This is a genomic window from Microbacterium sp. SORGH_AS_0969, from assembly GCF_030818255.1.
GTDB lineage: Bacteria > Actinomycetota > Actinomycetes > Actinomycetales > Microbacteriaceae > Microbacterium.
Map to the genome: position 1 here is coordinate 2,418,983 of NZ_JAUTAG010000001.1, position 20,754 is coordinate 2,439,736.

At 70.0% G+C, this 20,754-nt stretch carries 20 protein-coding genes and 1 pseudogene; 12 read left to right on the plus strand and 9 right to left on the minus strand.

Features of this window, described 5'->3' with window-relative positions; translation table 11 throughout:
• Positions 1-80: 80 nt before the first annotated feature.
• Positions 81-1,115, minus strand: coding sequence for an ECF transporter S component (locus QE388_RS11235; protein ID WP_307385365.1), 1,035 nt, complete (start codon positions 1,113-1,115; stop codon positions 81-83).
• Positions 1,116-1,199: 84 nt separating this feature from the next.
• Here QE388_RS11235 and QE388_RS11240 point away from each other — a divergent pair, with 84 nt between their 5' ends.
• The gene (locus tag QE388_RS11240; protein ID WP_307385366.1) at positions 1,200-1,592 is read left to right on the plus strand and encodes a hypothetical protein; all 393 of its coding nucleotides are present in this window, start codon (positions 1,200-1,202) and stop codon (positions 1,590-1,592) included.
• 8 nt (positions 1,593-1,600) lie between these two features.
• Here QE388_RS11240 and QE388_RS11245 read toward each other — a convergent pair whose 3' ends face one another.
• Both QE388_RS11245 and QE388_RS11250 read right to left on the minus strand, forming a co-directional pair.
• Positions 1,601-2,500: a GNAT family N-acetyltransferase gene (locus tag QE388_RS11245; RefSeq protein ID WP_307385368.1), complete on the minus strand. Its 900-nt coding sequence runs from the start codon at positions 2,498-2,500 to the stop codon at positions 1,601-1,603.
• Positions 2,501-2,583: 83 nt separating this feature from the next.
• The gene (locus QE388_RS11250) at positions 2,584-3,624 is read right to left on the minus strand and encodes an LLM class flavin-dependent oxidoreductase (RefSeq protein WP_058594981.1); all 1,041 of its coding nucleotides are present in this window, start codon (positions 3,622-3,624) and stop codon (positions 2,584-2,586) included.
• Between the two features lie 67 nt (positions 3,625-3,691).
• Between QE388_RS11250 and QE388_RS11255 the strand changes: the two genes are divergently transcribed.
• The 3 genes from QE388_RS11255 to QE388_RS11265 all read left to right on the plus strand — a co-directional run bounded on the left by QE388_RS11255 (position 3,692) and on the right by QE388_RS11265 (position 7,718).
• The gene (locus QE388_RS11255) at positions 3,692-4,441 is read left to right on the plus strand and encodes a hypothetical protein (RefSeq protein ID WP_307385371.1); all 750 of its coding nucleotides are present in this window, start codon (positions 3,692-3,694) and stop codon (positions 4,439-4,441) included.
• Between the two features lie 145 nt (positions 4,442-4,586).
• Positions 4,587-7,238 carry an RNA helicase gene (locus QE388_RS11260; RefSeq protein ID WP_307385373.1) on the plus strand — a complete coding sequence of 884 codons (2,652 nt, stop codon included), beginning with the start codon at positions 4,587-4,589 and terminating at the stop codon, positions 7,236-7,238.
• A gap of 120 nt (positions 7,239-7,358) precedes the next feature.
• A complete protein-coding gene (locus QE388_RS11265) occupies positions 7,359-7,718 on the plus strand; it encodes a hypothetical protein (protein ID WP_307385376.1) in 360 nt (119 codons plus the stop codon).
• Between the two features lie 129 nt (positions 7,719-7,847).
• Here the strand turns inward: QE388_RS11265 and QE388_RS11270 are convergent, their stop codons facing one another.
• Positions 7,848-8,408, minus strand: a complete 561-nt coding sequence (locus tag QE388_RS11270; RefSeq protein WP_058594985.1) for a Dps family protein — start codon at positions 8,406-8,408, stop codon at positions 7,848-7,850.
• A 259-nt stretch (positions 8,409-8,667) separates the two neighbouring features.
• Between QE388_RS11270 and QE388_RS11275 the strand changes: the two genes are divergently transcribed.
• Together QE388_RS11275 and QE388_RS11280 are read left to right on the plus strand one after the other, a co-directional pair.
• A complete protein-coding gene (locus QE388_RS11275) occupies positions 8,668-10,476 on the plus strand; it encodes a glycoside hydrolase family 15 protein (protein WP_307385378.1) in 1,809 nt (602 codons plus the stop codon).
• Between the two features lie 52 nt (positions 10,477-10,528).
• On the plus strand, positions 10,529-11,422 hold the full coding sequence (locus QE388_RS11280; RefSeq protein ID WP_307385379.1) for an SDR family oxidoreductase: 894 nt from the start codon (positions 10,529-10,531) through the stop codon (positions 11,420-11,422).
• Positions 11,423-11,823: 401 nt separating this feature from the next.
• On the opposite strand, the gene QE388_RS11285 is transcribed toward QE388_RS11280, so the two are convergent.
• Positions 11,824-12,285, minus strand: coding sequence for a GNAT family N-acetyltransferase (locus QE388_RS11285; protein WP_307385380.1), 462 nt, complete (start codon positions 12,283-12,285; stop codon positions 11,824-11,826).
• Positions 12,286-12,374: 89 nt separating this feature from the next.
• Between QE388_RS11285 and QE388_RS11290 the strand changes: the two genes are divergently transcribed.
• Positions 12,375-13,304 carry a helix-turn-helix domain-containing protein gene (locus tag QE388_RS11290; RefSeq protein ID WP_307385383.1) on the plus strand — a complete coding sequence of 310 codons (930 nt, stop codon included), beginning with the start codon at positions 12,375-12,377 and terminating at the stop codon, positions 13,302-13,304.
• A gap of 5 nt (positions 13,305-13,309) precedes the next feature.
• Here the strand turns inward: QE388_RS11290 and QE388_RS11295 are convergent, their stop codons facing one another.
• A complete protein-coding gene (locus QE388_RS11295) occupies positions 13,310-13,570 on the minus strand; it encodes a hypothetical protein (protein WP_307385384.1) in 261 nt (86 codons plus the stop codon).
• A 135-nt stretch (positions 13,571-13,705) separates the two neighbouring features.
• On the opposite strand from QE388_RS11295, the gene QE388_RS11300 reads away from it, so the two are divergent.
• Positions 13,706-13,864: a hypothetical protein gene (locus tag QE388_RS11300; protein ID WP_193751287.1), complete on the plus strand. Its 159-nt coding sequence runs from the start codon at positions 13,706-13,708 to the stop codon at positions 13,862-13,864.
• 56 nt (positions 13,865-13,920) lie between these two features.
• Here QE388_RS11300 and QE388_RS11305 read toward each other — a convergent pair whose 3' ends face one another.
• Positions 13,921-14,925 carry an epimerase gene (locus tag QE388_RS11305; protein ID WP_275801429.1) on the minus strand — a complete coding sequence of 335 codons (1,005 nt, stop codon included), beginning with the start codon at positions 14,923-14,925 and terminating at the stop codon, positions 13,921-13,923.
• Between the two features lie 70 nt (positions 14,926-14,995).
• Here QE388_RS11305 and QE388_RS11310 point away from each other — a divergent pair, with 70 nt between their 5' ends.
• From QE388_RS11310 to QE388_RS11320, 3 genes are all read left to right on the plus strand, one after another.
• Positions 14,996-15,787, plus strand: a complete 792-nt coding sequence (locus tag QE388_RS11310; protein WP_307385387.1) for a hypothetical protein — start codon at positions 14,996-14,998, stop codon at positions 15,785-15,787.
• A gap of 42 nt (positions 15,788-15,829) precedes the next feature.
• Entirely contained in the window at positions 15,830-16,441 is a 612-nt protein-coding gene (locus QE388_RS11315; protein ID WP_307385389.1) for a hypothetical protein, read from the plus strand.
• Between the two features lie 361 nt (positions 16,442-16,802).
• Entirely contained in the window at positions 16,803-18,356 is a 1,554-nt protein-coding gene (locus QE388_RS11320) for a PepSY-associated TM helix domain-containing protein (RefSeq protein WP_373426620.1), read from the plus strand.
• Positions 18,357-18,393: 37 nt separating this feature from the next.
• Here the strand turns inward: QE388_RS11320 and QE388_RS11325 are convergent, their stop codons facing one another.
• Positions 18,394-18,825, minus strand: coding sequence for a hypothetical protein (locus QE388_RS11325; RefSeq protein ID WP_307385393.1), 432 nt, complete (start codon positions 18,823-18,825; stop codon positions 18,394-18,396).
• 155 nt (positions 18,826-18,980) lie between these two features.
• On the opposite strand from QE388_RS11325, the pseudogene QE388_RS11330 reads away from it, so the two are divergent.
• Positions 18,981-19,974: pseudogene (locus QE388_RS11330) on the plus strand (aldo/keto reductase).
• Between the two features lie 65 nt (positions 19,975-20,039).
• Here QE388_RS11330 and QE388_RS11335 read toward each other — a convergent pair.
• Positions 20,040-20,492, minus strand: a complete 453-nt coding sequence (locus tag QE388_RS11335) for an SRPBCC family protein (RefSeq protein WP_275801430.1) — start codon at positions 20,490-20,492, stop codon at positions 20,040-20,042.
• Positions 20,493-20,754 lie beyond the last annotated feature (262 nt).

A 20,754-nucleotide genomic window follows, 5' to 3' on the forward strand; every position in this document is an offset into this window, starting at 1 on the left:
GCGTAGGACGCGCGGATGAACGGCGTGCCCCGCGAGACCGAATCGTCGGCTTTTCAGGGGCTTCTCTCGGTCGAGCGCGGTCAGACCAGCGTGAGTCGCCGCCGACCCGGATCGAGCACCCATCGCGGAGCGAGGGGTGCACGCAGATGATCGATCAGGGGTGTGTGCGTCGTCGGGACCCCGGTCGCGCCGCGGAGCCAAACGAAGACGATCAGCGCGATGAACCCGGTGAGGAGTTTGTCGATCACCGAGGTGAGGAGGTTCGTCGAGAAGGCCGCGGCGACCATCGGCAGCCCCATGGTCTCGAGCGACAGCGTGACGGTGTCCGATCCGTGTCCGGAGAAACCGGCGAAGAGCAGCACGTTGAGGGGTGCTCCGACCAGCGAGCACGCGAGGGCCACCAGCAGGTTCAGCTGGAAGTACCGCACGATGTCGCCGCCCATCCCGAAGCGGCGGACCCCGTACCCCCAGACGAGCGCGCCGACCGCGTTCACGAGCGCGAAGGGTGCGGCCCCGGTAATCCCGACGGCGACCCCGCACAGGTTCGTCAGCAGACCCATGGCCACGCCGTACCAGGGCCCGAACACGATCGCCGCGACGGCGGTGCCGACCATGTCGAGGTAGAGGGGCAGATGGAGCTGCTGCACCACGACGAGCCCCACGACGTTCAGCAGGAGGCACCCGACGAGCGTCAGGGGCGCGAAGCGGCGACGGGTGGGGGCCGCGGGGAGCAGACGGGGTCGCTCGACCGGTGCCGGAGCGTCGACGGCCGGGGTGGGCCGTTGACGAGCGGCGGGTTCGGTGAGGCGGCGCACGCGGTGGTAGCGCTCGACCCATGTCTCGGCCTCCGCGTCGTTCGCGCCGAGGGCGCGGACGATGTCGTGCACGAGAACCGGATCCATGCGCGATCGTCCCGGGCGGAAGACGTCGTAGACGGTCGTGCGTGCCGGGTACGCGGATGCGGCGGGAACTCCGCGTGCGATCCGGAGCTCACCCACGCGACGCGCCAGTTCACCGTACGAGAGGGGGCCGCGGGCGTCTTTGAAGGCCACGAGGTCGCGCGCGATGCGGTCCAGGGAATCGGGTTGATCCTGCGGTGAGGCGGAGAGGACCACGGCAGCCCCTTCTGTCGATCACGGTGGTGCGCTGATCACCCTATCCGCGCGATCCGTCCTCGTTACGCTGGAGTCTTCCCTGTGATGTCGACGCTCCGCGTCGCGCTCGAAAAGGAGCCCCTCATTCCCGAGTCCCGTATCCGTGCCCTTCGCACCGCGTCCCTCGTCATCGCGGGCCTCGGTGCCTCCGCCACCATGAGCACCCTCGGTTCGTGGTGGACACCGCTCATCCTCCTGATCGCCACCGCCGGCGCGCTGCTGGTGGTGTTGCGCACACCGGCCGGGGCGGTGGCATCCCGTGCCCTGGTGCCGGTGCTCGTCGTCGTGGTGGCGCTGACGGTCGCGGGTGTCCTCGGGGCGCTGGGCGTCCTGCCGAACGGGTGGGTCTGGGCTGCGCTCGGCGCGTACATCGTGGCGTGGGGCGAGTACCTCGTGTCGCAGACGATCGCGCGCTCGCGGGGGACGACGGCGCGCTGACCGCTCGTCTACTCGACGGCGGTGCCCTGGTGGAAGATGCACCGGGGATGGGGTGAGACGATCCACAGGGACGACCGGCGGCTGACGCGGTCGTCGAAGCGCAGCACGTACTCGAGCAGCACGGTGTCGGGCGCGACGGTCCGGGCCGCACGTTCCGTCATTGTCCCCGGCGCCTCGCCCGGCTCGTCGCGCAGTGCAGCGATGATCGCTCCCTTGGTCCATCGGCGTCCGGACTGGCCGACCTCGACGAAGGCGTCGTCGAGCAGTCGGTCGACTTCGGCAGGGACGCGGCGGACGGCCGGGTCGAGCAGGCGTTCCTCGGCGGCCCAGGCTGCCGCGACCAGCGCGTCGGTATCTTGGACTCGGAACCGTGTGAGGGTATTCGGCACGGGACTCGTGCTCCCGGAGACGTGGTCGCGACGCAGGGCGCAGTAGGCGACGGATGCCACGGGCTCAGCGCCCTCGACCGGCCACCCGTCGCGGTAGTACGCCTCGCACACCCACCCTCCGCGCTCGAACGCGCGGCGCATCGCGAGGTTGTCCTCGCGCGTCTGGCCCTCGAGCCGGAGGACATTCACTCGGGTCGAGAACACGCGATCACGCGCCAGCGCGAGGGCCGTCGTTCCGAAGCCGTGCCCGCGCCAGACCTCGGCGAGGCGGAGGTCGATCATCGCCGTGGCGTCCCCGAGGTCGTCGAGCCGGATGAGCCCGACGCGGCCGCGGTCGCCGTCGAGCCAGTAGGCCTCGGTGTCGTCGCCGTGCCACGCTCCGTCCTCGATCGCCCGTTCCACGTCTGCGGCCGTGAGACGCGATCGCACGTGGAAGGGGAAGACGTTCGTCGTGAGGAAAGCGATGAGCTCCGCGCGGTCACGCCGCGACGGATCCATCGGGGTGAGCGACAGGGGCATGCCCCCCCACCGTAGACACCCGGGGCACCGATGCCGAGGGCCCGGACGCCGAGCGGGTGGCATCCGGGCCCTCGGGGGATCGATCAGGCGGTGACCGACGTGGTGGTCGGGACCCAGCCGAGGGCCGGGGCGACGTGGCGCGCGAAGTTCTCGACGAGTCGGAGATTGAACTCGACGCCCATCTGCGACGGGATCGTGAGCATCAGGGTGTCGGCGCTCATCACGGCGGCGTCGTTCTGCAGCTGCTCGACGAGCACGTCGGGGGTCGCGGCGTAGGTCTTGCCGAAGGTCGAGCGCATGCCGTCGATCACGCCGATCTGGTCGCTGCCGGCCGAGCCGCCGAAGTACATCTCGTCTTCGGCGGTGACGATCGGGAAGATGCTGCGGCTGACCGAGGTGCGCGGCTCGCCCTCGTGCCCGGCCTCGCGCCACGCGGCGCGGAACGCGTCGAGTTGCTGCGCTTGCAGGAGGTCGAACGGCGTGCCGTCCGCCTCGGTGAGGAGCGTCGACGACATGAGGTTGACGCCGACGCGGCCGGCCCACTCGGCGGTCGCCGTCGTGCCGGCGCCCCACCAGATGCGCTTCCGGAGTCCGGGGGAGTGCGGCTCGATGCGCTGCAGACCGGTGCCGCCGCCGAACGGGCTCATCGGGTCGCGCTCCGCGAGACCCTCGCCGTCGATCGCGCGCAGGAACAGGTCGAAGTGCTCGCGAGCGATGTCGCCGCCGCGCGGGTCCTGCGAACCCGTGTACCCGAACGCCTCGTATCCGCGCACGACCGTCTCGGGTGACCCACGGCTCACACCGAGGGCGAGGCGGTTGCCGCTGATCAGGTCGACGGATGCCGCCTCCTCGGCGAGCATGAGCGGGTTCTCATAGCGCATGTCGATGACGCCGGTGCCGACCTCGATGCGCGAGGTGCGGGCCGCGATCGCCGCGAGCAGGGGCATGGGCGCCGCCTGCTGGCGCGCGAAGTGGTGCACGCGGAACGAAACGCCGTTGACCCCGAGGTCATCCATGCCCTGGGCGAGGTCGATCGCCTGGAGCATCGAGTCGCCGGCGGTGAGCTGGCGACCGCCGCCGAGGGGGCCGTAGTGGCCGAAGGAGAGTGTGCCGAAGGAGCGCATGTACGGTGCAACGCGGCATCCGTCAATCTATTCCCACGCATGAACTTGCCGTGACACGATGCACAGGATGGACGCGGATCACGGCAGCGAGCTCGAGCGTCTTCGCGCGCGGGCGTACGGTCCGAACGCCGACATCGGGGGCGACCCCGCTGCCGTCGCGCGTCTGCGTGAACTCGAAGACCTCGAGCGGATGCGCACTGTCCCGCTCGAGGCCGAGGCCGAGACCGAGGCGGATCCGGGCGACGACGCCGACGTGCCCCAGCCGGACCCGGAACCGGAGGAGGCGGAGCCCGCCCCGCGGCGCCCCCTCCTCCGCTCGCGCCGCCGCGTCTGGGTCGCGGCGCTGGCGGTTGCGGGGGTCGTGGCCCTCACGAGCGCCGCCACCGCGGCCGGGGTCAGCGTCACCGCCGTGGACCGCACCTCGGGGATCGCGCAGACGGACACCCTCACGGTCGATCCCGACGCGGAACTCGGGTCGGCGGGATACCTCGGATTCGATCCCGAACAGACCAGGGGGTTCGCCGACTACTACGGGCTGACGGTGTTCTCGGGCGTCTCGCAGATCGACTCCGAGGGCAATCAGGCGGAGTGCCTCATCGCGCTCGACACCAGCGAGGTGCGCGACGCGGACTCCCCGCGCTCCGCGCCCCGGGGGATCCGGGTCGGTGGCTGCGGCGCCGGTCCTTTCCCGGCGAGCGTCGAGTTCATCGTGACGTCGTCGTTCCCCGAGCCGTTCCGCGCCCGCTATCCCGTGGGCACGGCGATGCAGTTCGTGCTCGACGACGGCGACGTCGGGGTCTTCAGCGCCGACGGTTGAGTCGAGGAGCGGTGGCGGTCCATCTGCATGACCGGTGGGGCGGGTGGGGCGCCCGGACCTCCGCGAGAGCACTCCCGCCCCTCGGATCATGCAGATGAGCCACGCCCCCATCGGGCGAGACCCCGGCGGATGAGAGGGTGGAACAGTGACCCCCCTCCTCGAGCACGTGCCCGCCGGCAGCGATCCGGATGCCGTGTACCTCGGCTTCGTCGAGTGGGCGGCCTCGCGCGGGCTGACGCTCTACCCCGCGCAGGACGAGGCGATCATCGAGATCGTCTCGGGCGCGAACGTGATTCTGTCGACACCGACGGGGACGGGGAAGTCACTCGTCGCGGTCGCCGCGCACGCGGCATCCCTCGCCCGGGGTGGCCGCAGCTACTACACGGCCCCGATCAAGGCGCTCGTGAGCGAGAAGTTCTTCGCGTTGGTCGACATCTTCGGTGCCGAGAACGTCGGCATGGTCACGGGCGATTCGTCGGTCAACGCCGACGCGCCGATCGTGTGCTGCACGGCGGAGATCCTCGCGAACCTCGCCCTGCGCCAGGGGGCCGACGCCGTCCCCACGGCCTCTCCAGACGCCGCTGGCGCGGCGCCCGGAGCCTCGGGCCGCGTGGGCCCAGTCGACCAGGTCGTCATGGACGAGTTCCACTACTACGGCGAAGCCGACCGGGGCTGGGCGTGGCAGGTGCCGCTGCTGTTGCTGAACCGCGCGCAGTTCATCCTCATGTCGGCGACGCTCGGCGACGTCGAGGACATCGCCGACGACCTCTCGCGCCGCACGGACCGGCCCACCGCGCGGGTCACCGGTGTCGAGCGCCCTGTGCCGCTGCACTTCGAGTACGCCCGCACGCCCGTCCACGAGACGGTCCAGGAACTGCTCGACACCAAGCAGGCGCCGATATACGTCGTCCACTTCTCCCAGGCGGCGGCGATGGAGCGAGCGCAGGCGCTGTCGTCGATCCGCATCATCGGCCGCGAGCAGCGCGACGAGATCGCCGAGGCGATCGGCGGCTTCCGCTTCACGACCGGCTTCGGCAAGACGCTGTCGCGCTACGTGCGCGCCGGCATCGGCGTGCACCACGCCGGTATGCTGCCGCGCTACCGCCGCCTCGTCGAGACGCTCGCGCAGCGCGGCCTGCTGCGCGTGATCTGCGGCACCGACACCCTGGGCGTCGGCATCAACGTGCCGATCCGCACCGTGCTCATGACCGCGCTGACGAAGTACGACGGCACGCGCATGCGCCAGCTGTCGGCGCGCGAGTTCCACCAGATCGCCGGACGGGCGGGGCGTGCGGGCTACGACACCGCCGGCACGGTCGTCGTCATGGCGCCCGATCACGAGATCGAGAACGCCGCTCAAATCCTCAAGGCCGGCGACGACCTCAAGAAGCAGAAGAAGATCGTGCGCAAGAAGGCGCCGCAGGGCTTCGTCAACTGGACGGAGCAGAGCTACGACCGCCTCGTCGCGGCCGAGCCCGAGCCGCTCGTGCCGCAGATGAAGCTCAGCGCCGCGATGCTCATCAACGTCATCGCCCGCGGCGGCGACGTCTTCGGAAACGTCCGCTCTCTCGTGTTCGACAACCACGAGCCCCGCGCCCGGCAGTACGAGCTCGCGCGGCGGGCGATCGCGATCTTCCGCACCCTCGTGCAGGCGGGCGTGGTCGAGGTCATTCCCGCGCGTGAGGGGTCAGTTTCTGTCGCTTCCGAGGGGTCGGAAGCGACAGAAACTGACCCCTCGCGCATCAGGCTCACCGTCGACCTGCAGCCCAACTTCGCGCTCAACCAGCCGCTGTCGCCGTTCGCGCTCGCGGCGATCGAGATGCTCGACCCCGAGGTCGAGCTGGGCAGGGGCCCGGATGCCACGCCCCCGGCGTCGTCGGTCGGCACGGGGCACTACGCGCTCGACGTCGTCAGCGTCATCGAGGCGACGCTCGACGATCCGCGCCCGATCCTGTCGCAACAGCAGTTCCGCGCGCGCGGCGAGGCGGTCGCGGCGATGAAGCGCGAGGGTATCGAGTACGACGAGCGCATGGAGTTGCTCGAGGAGATCACCTGGCCGAAGCCGCTGGACGAGCTGCTCGCGCAGGCGTACGAGGTCTTCGCCTCCAGCCAGCCCTGGATCCGCGACTTCGAACTGTCGCCCAAGTCGGTCGTGCGCGACATGTTCGAGCGGGCGTGCTCGTTCGGCGAGTACGTGTCGCTGTATCAGCTCGCCCGGAGCGAGGGGTTGGTGCTGCGGTACCTCAGCGACGCGTACCGGGCGATCCGCCAGACCGTGCCGGTGGATGCGCAGACGCCCGACCTGCTCGACCTGATCGCCTGGCTCGGAGAACTGGTGCGCCAGGTCGACTCGAGCCTCGTCGACGAGTGGGAGCAGCTCATCAATCCTGCCGACGACCCGTCCGCCCCGGTGGTGCCGCCCGCGCCGCCGTCGATCCTCACGAACCGCCGCGCGTTCGTCGTGCTCGTGCGTAACGAGATGTTCCGGCGCGTGCAGCTCGCTGCCCTGCAGAAGGACGAGGAGCTCGTCGAGCTCGACCCCGACGTCGACTGGCCCGGCGTGCTCGACCGCTACTTCGACGAGCACGACGCGATCGGCACGGGCGGTGCCGCGCGTTCGTCGGCGTACGTCGACATCGACGAGTCGGCCGCCGCCGAGGGCATCTGGCGCGTCGAGCAGACGATCGACGACCCCGCGGGCGACCACGACTGGCGCATCCGTGCCGAGGTCGACCTCGCCGCCTCCGAGGAGGAGGGGACCGCGATCGTGCGGGTCACCGAGGTGCTGCGGCTCTGACCGTTCCTCCCCAGGGGGTATGGGGTGAATTCCTTCCCGGGATGGCGCCCTCCCGGGCCCGGCCGAAGCATCGGTCGCCTAGAGTCGTGCCATCCCGGTGAAAGAAAGAAGGAGCCGCTCGTGGAGACTCTTCCGCTCATCTCGACCGCGATAGGTCTCGTTCTGTCGGGCTCGGCGGCCATTCTCGGAGGCACGAAATGGATGCTGACCCGGGTGGAGCAGCGCACCGACGCCCGTTTTGCTCGCGTGGACGAGCGTTTCGATCGGATGGACGCGCGCTTCGAACGGCTTGAGGCTCACACGGATGAACGCTTCGCCACGGTCGGGGACTCGCTGGTAGAGGTCAAGCTCGGTCTCGCACGCCTGGAGGCTCGCACTGATGAGCGTTTCTCCGCGGTCGGGCACTCTCTCGGCGAGGTCAAACTCGCTCTCGCGCGGCTGGAGGGTCCCCACCCTCCGTTCATGATCGCTCGGGGCTGACTGTTCGAGCGGCTCTGGTATCGACCCCGCTCGGCCGAGATGCCTGAGCCTGTCGAAGCCGGCGGAACCCGTATGGACCGACGGATGCCGAGGCACTGAGGCCCCGGCATCCGGTGTCTTCGTGCGTGTTTACGACTTGCGGGCGACGCGGTTCTCTGCGCTGACCATCCACGAGAGCTGCTCGAGACGCTCGAGGACCCCGTGCAGGATGTCGGCGCTGGTGGGGTCTTCGTCGTCGACGTCGTCGTGGACCTCGCGGACCGTGCCGACGGTCGCATCGAGGCGTTCGGTGATGAGGTCGATGACCTCGGACGTGTCGACCTCTCCCTGCGGGAACTCGGGCAGGGTCGTCGTCTCGGCGATCGTGTCGCTGCGGCCGTCGGGCAGCGCGTGCAGGGCACGCATACGCTCGGCGACCTCGTCGCTGAACTCGCGGGCCGCGTCGATGATCTCGTCGAGCTGCAGGTGAGTGTCGCGGAAGTTCTTGCCGACGACGTTCCAGTGGGCCTGCTTGCCCTGGATCGAGAGCTCGATCAGATCGACCAGCACGGCCTGGAGGCTGTCGGTGAGTTTCTCCGACGCCTGGAAGCCCTTCTCGGCGTTCTGCTCGTCGGTCGTTTCGGGGCCGCTGCCACCGCGCGCGGGGCGGCGGCGGTTCTTGGTCGGGGTGTCCTTGGTGGTCGTGGACATGCACGTTCCTTTCACTCGCGGTGTCAGCGACGTTAGAGGTGCCGACCGAGCGGAGGGCGGGGGTTGTGCCTCGCCGAGTGTCGCGGTAATCGGAAGCGGACGTTTCGGATCGTCGCGCTCGTGGTCGAGGGCACCGCGACCGCGCATGTGCCGCTGTCGAGGATCTCGCCGTCGCCGTCGATACGACGCTCCCGTAGCCGCTCCCCGCCAGATCGACAACCCCGCCGTATCGAGACAGGAGCGTTCTTAGCGTGGGGACGTGCCCTCGACCCCGCCTCCACCTTCCCGGCCGCTCCGCGACTACGCCGCGATCGGCGACGGGCGAACGGTCGCGCTGATCGGCCGTGACGGATCGATCGACTGGCTGCCGCTGCCGAACATCCACTCGCGCCCGGTCTTCGCGCGGCTCGTGGACGAGTCGGCCGGCGGGTGCATCGAACTCGCTCCCGTGGGGGAGTACGAGGTGACCCGCCGCTACATCCCGCGCACCAACGTGCTCGAAACCACGTTCACGACCGAGAGCGGCGTCGCGACACTGACGGACGCCATGGTGACCGGCATCGCGGGCCGTCTGCCCTGGGCCGAGCTCGCCCGCCGTGTGGAAGGCGTGAAGGGCGAGGTCGAGTTCGCCTGGTGCGTGCAGCCCGGCACCATGCTGCGCTCGGCCGCGCCCTGGACCGAGCGGATCGACGGCTTCACCGTGATGCGCGTCGGCCACGTGTCGCTCGCCGTGGTCGGCCACGAGCATGGCATGCGAGGTGAACCGGATGCCGGGAACGAGAGCATCGAGGGCGGGTTCACGACGTCGAAGGGGTCGCGCCATCTCCTCGTCGTCGCGGCGACCGAGGGGGAGCCGCTGCGGATCCCGGACGCGCAGAACGTCGATCGGGGCATTGACCGCACCGTGGACGGGTGGACGATGTGGTCCGACGAGTTCGCGTACGACGGGCCGTGGGCCGAGGACGTGCAGCGCAGTGCCCTCGCGCTGAAACTCCTGCTGTTCAGCCCGACCGGGGCGATCGCGGCCGCGGCGACGACGTCGCTCCCGGAGAACCCGCGGGGCGGGAAGAACTGGGATTACCGCTACGCCTGGGTCCGCGACCTGGCCTACACCGCGCACGCGTGGGTGGGTTTCGGCCTCCGCGAGGAGACGCACGCGGCGATCTCGTGGTTGCTGCGCACGATCCGCAAGAACGGTCCCGAGGTGCAGGTCATGTACACCCTGGACGGGGACGCCGAGATCGGGCTCGAGAAGCACGAGGTCCCGGGCTGGAACGGCAATCAGCCCGTCGTGACCGGGAACCCCGCACAGGGCCAATTGCAGCTCGGCGTGTACGGCGACCTCATCGCCCTGTGCCGCACCTACGTCGAGGCCGGCAACCGCCTCGACATCCAGACCGGCCGCCTCCTCGCCGACGTCGCCGACCGCACGTGCGATCTCTGGCGGCGCGAGGACTCGGGCATGTGGGAGCTCCCGGAGCTGCGCCATTACACCTCGTCGAAGATGGGGTGCTGGAAAGCCCTCGACGACGCGCAATGGCTCGCCCAGGGCGGGCACATCCCCGACAACGGCGACCGCTGGCGCGCCGAGCGCGACCGCATCCACACCTGGGTCGAGGAGCACTGCTGGTCGGAGAAGCTCGAGGCGTACACGATGGCGCCCGGGACCGAAGACCTCGACGCCTCGGTCCTCTTGCACGCTCCCACGGGTTTCGACCGCGGCGAGCGGATGTCGAAGACCCTGGACGCCCTCACCGAACGCCTCGGCACCGAGAATCACCTCGTCTACCGCTATACGGGCATGGACCAGGAGGAGCAGACGTTCGTCGCCTGTGCCTTCTGGCGGGCCACCGCTCTCGCCTGTGTCGGCCGGCACGACGAGGCGATCGAGGCGATGGACGCCCTCGTCGCGCAGGCGAACGACGTCGGCGTCTACTCCGAGATGATCGCCGAGTCCGACGGGGCGTTCTGGGGCAACCTCCCGCAGGCCCTGAGCCACCTCGCCCTCATCAATGCCGCTCTCGTCATCCGCGATGTCGTGGATGCCGAGGAACTCGGCGGCCGTTGAACCGGCCGGGTACGTGACACCCGGCATCCATCCCCCACCGAAAGGACGTGTCATGAGCACGCAGTACACCTTCACCGACCCCACGAAGCTCTACGCCGACATCGAGCCGCAGGCGCAGGATCAGCCCGAGCCCGGGCTCGATGCCGAGCTGACCCCGAAGGCCGCTCTCGGCGAGGACACCTACGTCGGCAGCGATCGCCTGAAGGGTCGGAAGGCCCTCATCACCGGTGCCGACTCGGGCATCGGCGCGGCCACCGCGATCGCCTTCGCCCGCGAGGGCGCTTCGGTGGCGATGTCGTACCTGCCCGAGGAGCAGGTGGATGCCGACCGCATCGCCGACATCCTGCGCGAGGCCGGAGCGACCGTCGTGCAGATCCCCGGCGACCTGCGCGAGCGGGAGTACGCCCGCACGCTCGTGAAGGAAGCGGTCGAGGGGCTCGGCGGTCTCGACATCGTCGTCAACAACGGCGGCAAGCAGATCTTCAACGAAGACGTCACGACCCTCTCGGATGAGCAGTTCGACGACACCTTCAAGACCAACGTGTACGCGATGTTCTGGATCTGCAAAGAGGCGGTGCCGCACCTGAAGCCCGGTTCGACGATCATCAACACCACGTCGATCCAGGCGTACTCGCCGGCGCCGATCCTCGTCGACTACGCCTCGACGAAGTCCACGATCAACACCTTCACGAAAGCGCTCGGCCAGCAGCTCGCCCCGAAGGGCATCCGCGTGAACGCGGTGGCCCCGGGACCGATCTGGACGCCGCTGCAGGTCACCGACGGCCAGCCGAACGAGAAAGTCGACGAGTTCGGTGAGGAGACGCCGCTCGGACGCATGGGCCAGCCGGCCGAGCTCGCGCCCGCGTACGTGTACCTCGCCTCGGCGGAGTCGAGCTACGTGATCGGCGAGACGCTGAACGTCAACGGCGGCATGCCGACGCCGTAAGCATTTCGCCAAGAGGGGCCGTCGTCCGGGTGCGGGCGGCGGCCCTTCCGCGTGTCCCGGTCCCTTCGACGAGCTCAGGGACCTGTGGTGGGGAGGTGGTTGAGCTTGTCGAAGCCTCCGGTCCCTTCGACGAGCTCAGGGACCTGTGGTGGGGAGGTGGTTGAGCTTGTCGAAGCCTCCGGTCCCTTCGACGAGCTCAGGGACCTGTGGTGGGGAGGTGGCTGAGCCTGTCGAAGCCTCCGGTCCCTTCGACGAGCTCAGGGACCTGTGGTGGGGAGGTGGTTGAGCTTGTCGAAGCCTCCGGTCCCTTCGACGAGCTCAGGGACCTGTGGCGGGGAGGTGGCTGAGCCTGTCGAAGCCTCCGGTCCCTTCGACGAGCTCAGGGACCTGGCCGGCCCCGGTCAGATGAGCCGCTTCCGGTAGAAGATCTCGCCGTCGGCCGTCTCCTCGGTGCGGTGATACCCCTCGCGCTCGTACAGGCGCTGGTTCGCCTCGCTGAGGCCGCCCGTGAAGAGCTCTGCCTCGATCGCTCCGGCTTCGCGCCCGCGTTCTTCGACGGCGCCGAGCAAGAGCGTCCCGAGTCCCTCGCCCTGCTGGTCCGGTGCGATCGCGAGACGCCCGATCAGCAGCAGATCGCCGTCCCGCCGCGCGCGCACGGCACCGACGATGCGGTGATCGGACACCGCGACGCAGCCGAGGTTCTCGACGAGCTCAGCGCGGAGTTCCTCCAACGTCTGGGTCAGCGGCGGCATGTCGGGGTCGCCGTAGATGAGCGCCTCGCTCGCGAACGCCGCGCGCTGGATTGTGAGCACCTCTCCGGCGTCGTCGGGGGTGATGGGGCGGATACGGGGGCTGGCGGTCATGATCGCTTTCCGGGGGAGAGGTGAACAAAAAGGGCGGAGATGACAACGGTCCGGGGTCACGGGGTTAACTACGATGGCTGTGGCCACCAATGAACGACTTCTTCGATACCCGCGTCCGCACCGACGACGTCGCGGACACGCTGGCGTGGCTGCAGGCGCAGTACGGACACGTCGATGTCCAGGCCGACGACGCGTCGTTCGCCGAGCACGCGATCGGGGACGGGGCGTTCTCGTTGCGCCACCTCGACTGGGACTGTCGTGCCGAAGTCATCTACGAGGCCGACCGGTTCTTCGTGGCGACCTCCACGCCCGGATACGTCTGGAGCATCGGATCGGATGCCGGGGAGTACAGCGTCGAACCGGGGATCGTCCAACCCGGTCAAGAGCTGATCGGCCGCCCCGAATCGACGCGGTTGCAGCTCGCCGCCTTCGATGCTGGCCGGCTCACCGAGACGGCGCGCATGATCTACGGCGATGAGACGCTCACCGTCCGGTTCGAGGGGACGGCACCCGTCTCGCGCCGGATGCGCGAGTACTGGCTCGCCACACTGCGCTGGTCGCTGACCCAGGGGCCGGTCATGTCGGAACCGCTCGTGCGGGCCCAGGTCTACCGCTCGCTCGCCGCCGCCACGCTTGAGACGTTCGCCCTCGTGGGCGATCCGCGTGAGCGCCGCGCGTCGGCGATCGAGCAGGCGGCGATCTACGCCTCGGCGACCGCATGGCTGGACGATCACGCTTCGCTGCCCATCACGATCGATGACGCCGCCGCCGCGGTGGGCGCTTCGACCGAGGGGCTGCGGCGCGCCTTCGCGGCGAATGGCCAGCTGGCGCCGACCCCCGAGGCGTACCTCGCCGCGGCGCGAATCAGCGCCGCCCACGCCGATCTCGTCGCGGCCGACGCCGCGGTCACCACGGTCGCCCAGGTCGCGGCCCGTTGGGGCTTCACCGCTCCGGGACGCTTCGCCCAGGCGTACCGCGCAGCCCACCGCGTGGATCCACAGGTCGTCCTCGATCGCTGAACCGTTCAGCGGTCGCGGTCGGTGTACTCGCCGGGGTTCTCGAGGTCCTCGCGGTCCTCTTTCCCCGACGGAAGCTCGACATCGGTGTAGGCGCCGGCTTCGTCGGCTCGTGGCCGCGATTCGGTACCGTCCGCATTCTCCCGATCGACGTACTCGCCGGGCAGATCGGAACTGCCGTGGTCGCGCTCGCGGCCGGGGAGTTGCACGTCGGTGTACTCGCCTTCGTCGGGTCCGGTTCCACGGCCTGTGGTGTCGCGTTCGCTCATCGTTGGGTCTCCCGCCGTCGTGATGCTCTCGACCGTAGACCCGACTCCGCGAGGCCGCCCGGCCTTGACACGACGGCCTATCGGCCTCGTGTCAAGGGCGGTCGCCCGAGGGGGTCGGCGGGACAGAGTGGAGACATGCCAGCTCTCGCCATCATCCTCATCATCGTCGGACTCGTCCTGCTGTTCCTCGGCGTCTTCGTCGAGGCCGTGAAGTTCCTCCTGTGGATCGGGATCATCATCCTCATCGTGGGTGTGATCGCGGCCCTCATGCGCTTCATCCGTCGAAACGCCTGACCGACTCGTCCGCCCGCCCGATCTGCTCGGGCGGGCGCTTCGTCACGCGCCGTCCGTCACGCCGAGAAGAGGTCGCGTGCGCGCGGGCGATGCACCGAGGCCACGGCATCCAGAGCCGGACCCAGCTCCGGATGCCGGAAGCGGAAGCCGGCCTCGGTGAGGACGCGCGGCACGGCCCACCGGCTCTTCAGCACCAGCTCGGGTTCGTTGCGCAGCACCGCCATCGCGGGGTCGAGCATCCACCGGTAGGCGCTGAGGCCGATCCTCCGCCCCGCGACGCGCCGGATCTCGCGCATGAGCGTGCGGTTGTCGCTGACGCCGGGCGCCGCCAGGTTGACCGGTCCCTCGAGATCGTCGCGATCGCGGAGGAACCGGACGGATGCCACCACGTCGTCGATGTGGATCCAGCTGAAGCGCTGGCGGCCCGACGTCCGGTGCCAGTTCGACCAGACCGGCCCGGTCGGATGCGCGCCGATCCCTCGGTAGCGGCGGTGCGGGAACCACCAGCTGTCGATCTGCGCTCCGCCGAGTCCGAGGCGCCCGAGCGCGAACAGCATGCGTGTCGCCGGTCCGTCACCGAGGACGATCGCCATGCGCAGCGCGATGCGGCGGGTCGCGGGGAGGTCGCCGTCGAAGAACGTCTGCTCCCACGAGGTCGCCACGTCGACCGAGAATCCGTCGCCGATGACCCCGTCGCGTTCGTCGTTCCCCCGCTCCGTCTCGTGGCGGTAGATCGTGGCGGTGGACGCGTTGAACCACACGCGGGGCGGACGGGCTGCCGTGCGCACCGCGCGGTGCAACGCCCTCGTCGTCTCGACCCGTGAACGCAGGATCTCGTCGCGTGCCGCGTCGGTGTACCGGCACGACACGATCTTGCCCGCGAGGTTGATGAGCACGTCCGCGCCGTCGACGAGGCGATCGATGGCCGGTTGGTCTCCCCAGGTCGCGGTGCCCGTCCGGCCGATCGTGTCGAGGTCGTATCCCTCGTCACGGAACGCGGATGCCAGAGCTCGGCCGACGAAACCACTCGCTCCGGCGATGACGACACGGGGTCGGGGCACGGCATCCTCCTGGGTCGGACTCAGCCTAGGGGGCGCACCGCCCGCGCCCGCTGTCGACAGAATGAAAGGCATGGCGAAACCGCTCGACGTGGCCCCCCTCCTGCAGCTGCGCGACGGATACGGCGACCGCGAGGAAACGGAGGCCGTGCGTCTGTTCGCCGAGGCGAACGGCGCGCAGTTCTGGCCCCTCGTCCTCGACCAACCGTTGCCGGGTGTGGTCTTCCGCGACGCCGCCGGCCGTCCGCGTCAGATGCAGGGTGCGGGCCGGATCGTGCGGTTCCCGGGCGACCCCGAGATCGAGATCGCCAACTCCGCGTTCCAGTACGCGATCGAGCTCAACGTCATGAGCTCGGCGTGGGGATACGCCGCCGTCCGTCTGTCGCGCCCCGCGCCGGCCCTCCTCGTCGAGACGGCGAGCGCGCGGGCGATCCGGCTCCTGCCGTCGACGCCGACCGCCGCGGTGACGCTCACGCTCGGGAACGGTACCGAGGTTCACGTCGATACTCGGGCGGTGGACTGGGCCCGTGGCATCCTGCGTCCTGACATCCTCGAGCTCCTCGACGACGCCGAGCTGCCGTTCGACCTCGAGATCGTCGAGGGCTGGCTGTTTCTCTACAGTCCGCGGCAACTCGCCGTGGGGGACCCGCGCGTGTGGCGGCGGGCGCTGGGCGTCGTGGCGGCCGTCCGCGAGGCCGTCGAGGAGGCGGACGGCACCGATGCCATGGCATCCGGGGCTCCTCCGGTGCTGCCGATGAAGGACCGGCCGTGGAAAGGCGGAGGACGGCGGGCTCTCGTGCTCTACGGCTCCGTGGCCGCCGTCGTGATGCTCCTGGGCGTCGGGATCGCGCTGTTCGCGCGGTGATGGCGGCGGTCGGCCCCGCGCCCGCCTGACACAATGGCTGTCATGCGACGGCAGGAACGAGGAACGCGCGTCGTGCGCGGAGCCGTGGCTGCCGCGGTGGCGACGTTCATCGCTCTGCTCTCGCACGTGACCGCCGGGGGAGCCCTGCCCGGCGCGGTGGGCATCTTCGTCCCTCTCGCGCTGTCGTTCGTCGCGTGCACGGTGCTCGCCGGTCGTCGCCTCTCGGCTTTACGTCTGGGCTTTGCGGTCGGCATCAGCCAGGTGCTGTTCCACACGCTCTTCGTCCTCGGCAGCTTCGGTCCGGGAGCCTCCGCCGGTCACGTCCACGGAGGAACAGACGCGGTGCCCGCCCTCGGTGCGGATGCCGTGATGATGACGATGGCTCCGGATGCCACGATGTGGGGCTGGCACGTCGTCGCCGCCGCGTTGACCACCGCCGCCCTGCACCGCGGCGAGCGGACCGTCGCGCACCTGCGCGAACTCGCCGTCCGCCTGGCCGGCTGGCTGCGCGCGCGGGTGCACATCCTCACCGTCGCGCCCGGGCCGGTTCCGGCGCGTCGCGTCCTCGCCGAGATCGTCGCCGACGTGCGATCCGTCTCGGTCCTGCTGGCCGCGAGCTCTCGGCGACGCGGCCCGCCCCTCGGCGCACACTGACGCCCGCCCCGCGTGATCCGTCGCGGGGCGTTCGGTCGTCGGCATCCGGTGTCTGACGCTCCTCAGCGCTCGGCACCCGCCGCGACCGGCCCGTCGTGCACGCGCACGGCGGGGATTCGCGTCCTCAGGGACGCCCGTGTCCGTCGTGCCGTACGGTCGCCCGTGCGCGTGGGCAGCGCTGTGCGCTGAACCCGCGCCGTCGCGGCGCGCTCGGCATCGCCGAAAGAGAGAACCCCATGATCCGCCTCCGCGCCGTCGCGGTTGGATGCGCCGTGGCCGTCGTCGTCGTTCTGACGTCGGTCGTCCCGGCATCCGCCCACGACCAGTTGTTGTCCCATCCATTCGGAGAGGGGGTCTCGCGATGACGCCTCACCGACCCGGTGGTCTTTCCGCCTCGGGCGGCGCACCCGTGTCAGGCGCCTCCCCCTCCCCGTCTCCAGCCCCATCGAGTGTCCAAGAAACCCGGAGTGCCGGGGACGCGAGTCCGAGTGTTCTGGACACTCAACATGGTCGCGGTGCCGGAGGCGCGGCATCCGGTGCCGTCCGCAAGGGATGGTTCACGGCGTTGCTGCGGAGGGTGCACTTCTTCGCGGGGATCCTCGTGGGGCCGTTCATCCTCGTCGCGGCGGTGAGCGGCGGGCTGTACGCCCTCACACCCACGATCGAGAAGATGGTGTACTCCCACGAGCTCACCGCGACCTCGACCCTGGTTGGGATGCCGTTGGCCGACCAGATCGAGGCCGCCGAAGCCTACGTCGGTTCCGGTGCCTCGCCCGTCGCCGTGCGACCCGCGCCCGAGCCCGGCGCCACCACACGCGTGATGTTCACCGATGAGACGCTGCCCGAGAGCACCACGCGAGCGATCTTCGTCGACCCCGCCACGGCCGAGATCCGCGGCGATCTCCCCGTCTACGGCACGAGCGGCGCGCTCCCGGTGCGTCACTGGATCAGCGATCTGCACCGCTCGCTCCACCTCGGCGCCCCGGGCCGCTGGTACAGCGAGCTCGCGGCATCCTGGCTCGGAATCGTCGCGCTCGCGGGACTCGGACTGTGGATCGGGCGCTTCGTACGCAGCCGCCGCGGGCGCCGCGATCTGCTCCGCCCCAACCGGTCGCACCGCGGGTACCGTCGCCTGTCGGGCTGGCACTCGGCGGTCGGGATCTGGGTCGTCCTCGGGGCGATATTCCTCTCGGCCACCGGGATCACGTGGTCGACCTTCGCGGGCGCGAACGTGACGGACCTGCGCGCGGCGATCGGCGGGGGAACGCCCGCTCTCGACACCTCGCTGCACGGTGCCGCCGACGCCGGCGGGGACCACGCGGAGCACCTGGGCGCCATGCCCACTGCGCCGACGGCGGCGAATCCGGCGACGTTCGACGCGGTGCTCGCGACTGCGAAGGGCGTCAACGTCAACAGCGGCGACGTCGAGATCCGCCCACCGAGCGCCCCGGGCACCGCGTGGGTCGTGCAGGAGATCCACCGGAGCTTCCCCACCGAGGTGGATGCCGTGGCGATCGACGGCACGACCATGCAGGTCGTCGACCGCGTCGACTTCACGGACTTCCCGCTGCTCGCGAAGCTGTCGCGCTGGGGGATCGACCTGCACATGGGCACGATGTTCGGTCTGGCGAATCAGATCGCTCTGTTCGCTCTGGCGGTCGGGATCGCCGCTCTCGTGGTGCTCGGCTACGCGATGTGGTGGAAGCGTCGGCCCACGCGGGGATTCGCCGCCGCTCCCGCGCGGGGCGCTCTTCGTGGGGCTCCCTGGTGGGGCGTCGGGGCTGTTCTCGTCGGCGCCGTGCTCATCGGACTGGTGCTTCCGCTGGTCGGCTACCCGCTCGCCGCCTTCGTGGTGCTTGACGTGCTGCTCGGGTGGCGCGCGCGGCGGACGGGGCTCCGGCCATCCGACGGGTGACCACGCCCGCCTCGGAGCCCGCCTCGGACCCCGCCGGTCAGGCGTCGTCGGGATCCGGGAGGTTCTGGGCGATGCGGCTCGAGGCAGCGGAGTCGCGGCCCACGCCGGGCTGATACTTCGCGATCGGATCGTCGCCGTCGACGTGCGGCTCCGGATCCGTGCCGTTCACGGGCTCCTCGGCCGTCGTGTCCTCATGGTGGCGCGAGGTCGAACCGCTGTCACCCCGGGCGTCGTCGGTGCCGCGCTCCATGCCGCCGTCGGCCGCGCGCGTTCCGACCCCGGGCAGGTCGTTCTGGCTCGACACGTTCTGCACGCGCGCATCGTCGTCGGTGTCGATCTCGGTCGCGGCGACAGCGCCGCTGTCGGCTCCCGCGCCGCCCGCGGGGACGTCGGCGGCGAGACCGTCGGAGTCGGCGACGGTGTCGCCGTGATCGGCGCCGGGGAGATTCTCGGGGGTGGGAGTGTTCATGGACGGTCCTTCCGTGGGGCGTGCGGCCACGTTAGGCGCGGGGTCCGACATCGGCGGCGGGGTTGACGTGACTCGAACGCCGGGATCCCGGCATCCGACCGCCCCGATGTCGGAAGCGCTGGCTAGGCTCGAGAACAGCGTCGAAAGGACATCCCATGCAGCAGCGCCCCCTCTCCCGCACCGGCCGCGAGGTCTCGGCGATCGGTCTCGGCACCTGGCAACTCGGTGCCGACTGGGGAGACGTCAGCGAAGACGATGCGCGGGCCGTGCTGGCGGCCTCGGCCGAGGCCGGCGTCTTGTTGTTCGACACCGCCGACGTCTACGGCGACGGCCGGTCCGAGCAGATCATCGGGGCATTCATGAAGAGTCGGGATGCCGATGACATCACCGTCGCCACCAAGATGGGCCGCCGCGAAGACCAGGTGCCCGAGAACTACGTGATGGAGCACTTCCGCGGCTGGCTCGACCGTTCGCGCCGCCTGCTCGACACCGAGACGCTCGACCTGGTGCAGCTGCACTGCCCGCCCTCGGCCGTGATCGACGACGACGCCACGTGGGAGGCCCTCGACCAGCTCGTGTCCGAAGGGGTGATCGCGGCGTACGGCGCCTCGGTCGAGACGATGGACCAGGCGTTGTCGGCCCTGACCCGCCCGAACCTCACCAACCTGCAGATCATCTTCAAACCCGTTCCGCCTCAAGCCCCTCGACGAGGTGCTTCCGCTCGCGGCCGAGAAGAACGTCGCCGTGTTCGCGCGCGTGCCGCTCGCGAGCGGGCTGCTGTCGGGCAAGTATTCGCGGTCCACGACCTTCGCCGAGAACGACCACCGCTCGTACAACCGCAACGGTGAGGCGTTCGACAAGGGCGAGACGTTCTCGGGTGTCCCGTTCGACGAGGGCGTGGCCGCGGCCGACGAGCTCAAGGCATCCCTCCCCGAAGGAGTGTCGCTGCCCGCGGCGACGCTCGCGTGGATCGCGTCGCGCGAGGGTGTCACGTCGGTGATCCCGGGCGCACGCTCGGTGTCTCAGGCCACGGCGAACGCCCAGGCCGCCGAGCTGCTCGAGGGCGGCTTCGACCTCGACGCGTTCGACGCTCTCGTCCGCGACGTGTACGACCGCCGACTGCGAGCCGAGATCCACCCGCAGTGGTGACCCGCGCATGACGAAAGCCGGGCCCGCTCGTGAAGGCGGGCCCGGCTTGTCGTTCAGGGGACGCGTCAGCTGACGTCGCCGCGCCAGGCGCCGGACTCGGCACCGCGCGACTCGATGTACTCCTTGAAGTTCTCGAGGTCCTTCTTCACCGAGTGGTCGTCGGCGCCGAAGACCGCGCCGAGCTTCTCGAGCACGCCCGTTGGCGCCCAGTCGATCTGAACCGTGACACGCGTCTCGTCGTCCGACAGGCGGTGGAATGTCACGACGCCGGCGTGGTTTTCGTCTCCGCCGATGCTGTTCCACGCGACCCGCTCGTCGGGGTGCTGTTCGGTGATCTCGGCGTCGAACTCGCGCTCGGCCCCGGCGATCTTCACCTTCCAGTGCGTGAGGGTGTCGCTCTTCTGCGTGATGGACTCCACGAAGCTCATGAAGTGCGGGAAATCCTCGAACTGCGTCCACTGGTTGTACGCGACGCGGACGGGAACGTTGACGTCGATGGTTTCGATGACCTGGGCCATGGTGTCCTCTTTCGTGTGGTTTCCGGGGCTGTTCCAGTCTTCGGCCGTCGTGGCCGACATGCCCCCGGGGTTGAGGGATCGGCGCGGATGACCTATACGCGCGGGTGCTGTGGCGACGGCGAGCGGGGGCCGCAGCGATGGCGGCGCGCGGTCGCGGCGGCGAGGGCGCATAAACGCGATCCGCGCACAGAAACGCGAGGAGAGCGCGTTTATGGTCGCGGATCGCGTTTATGCGCGGATGTGGGCGCCCCGGATGCCGGGT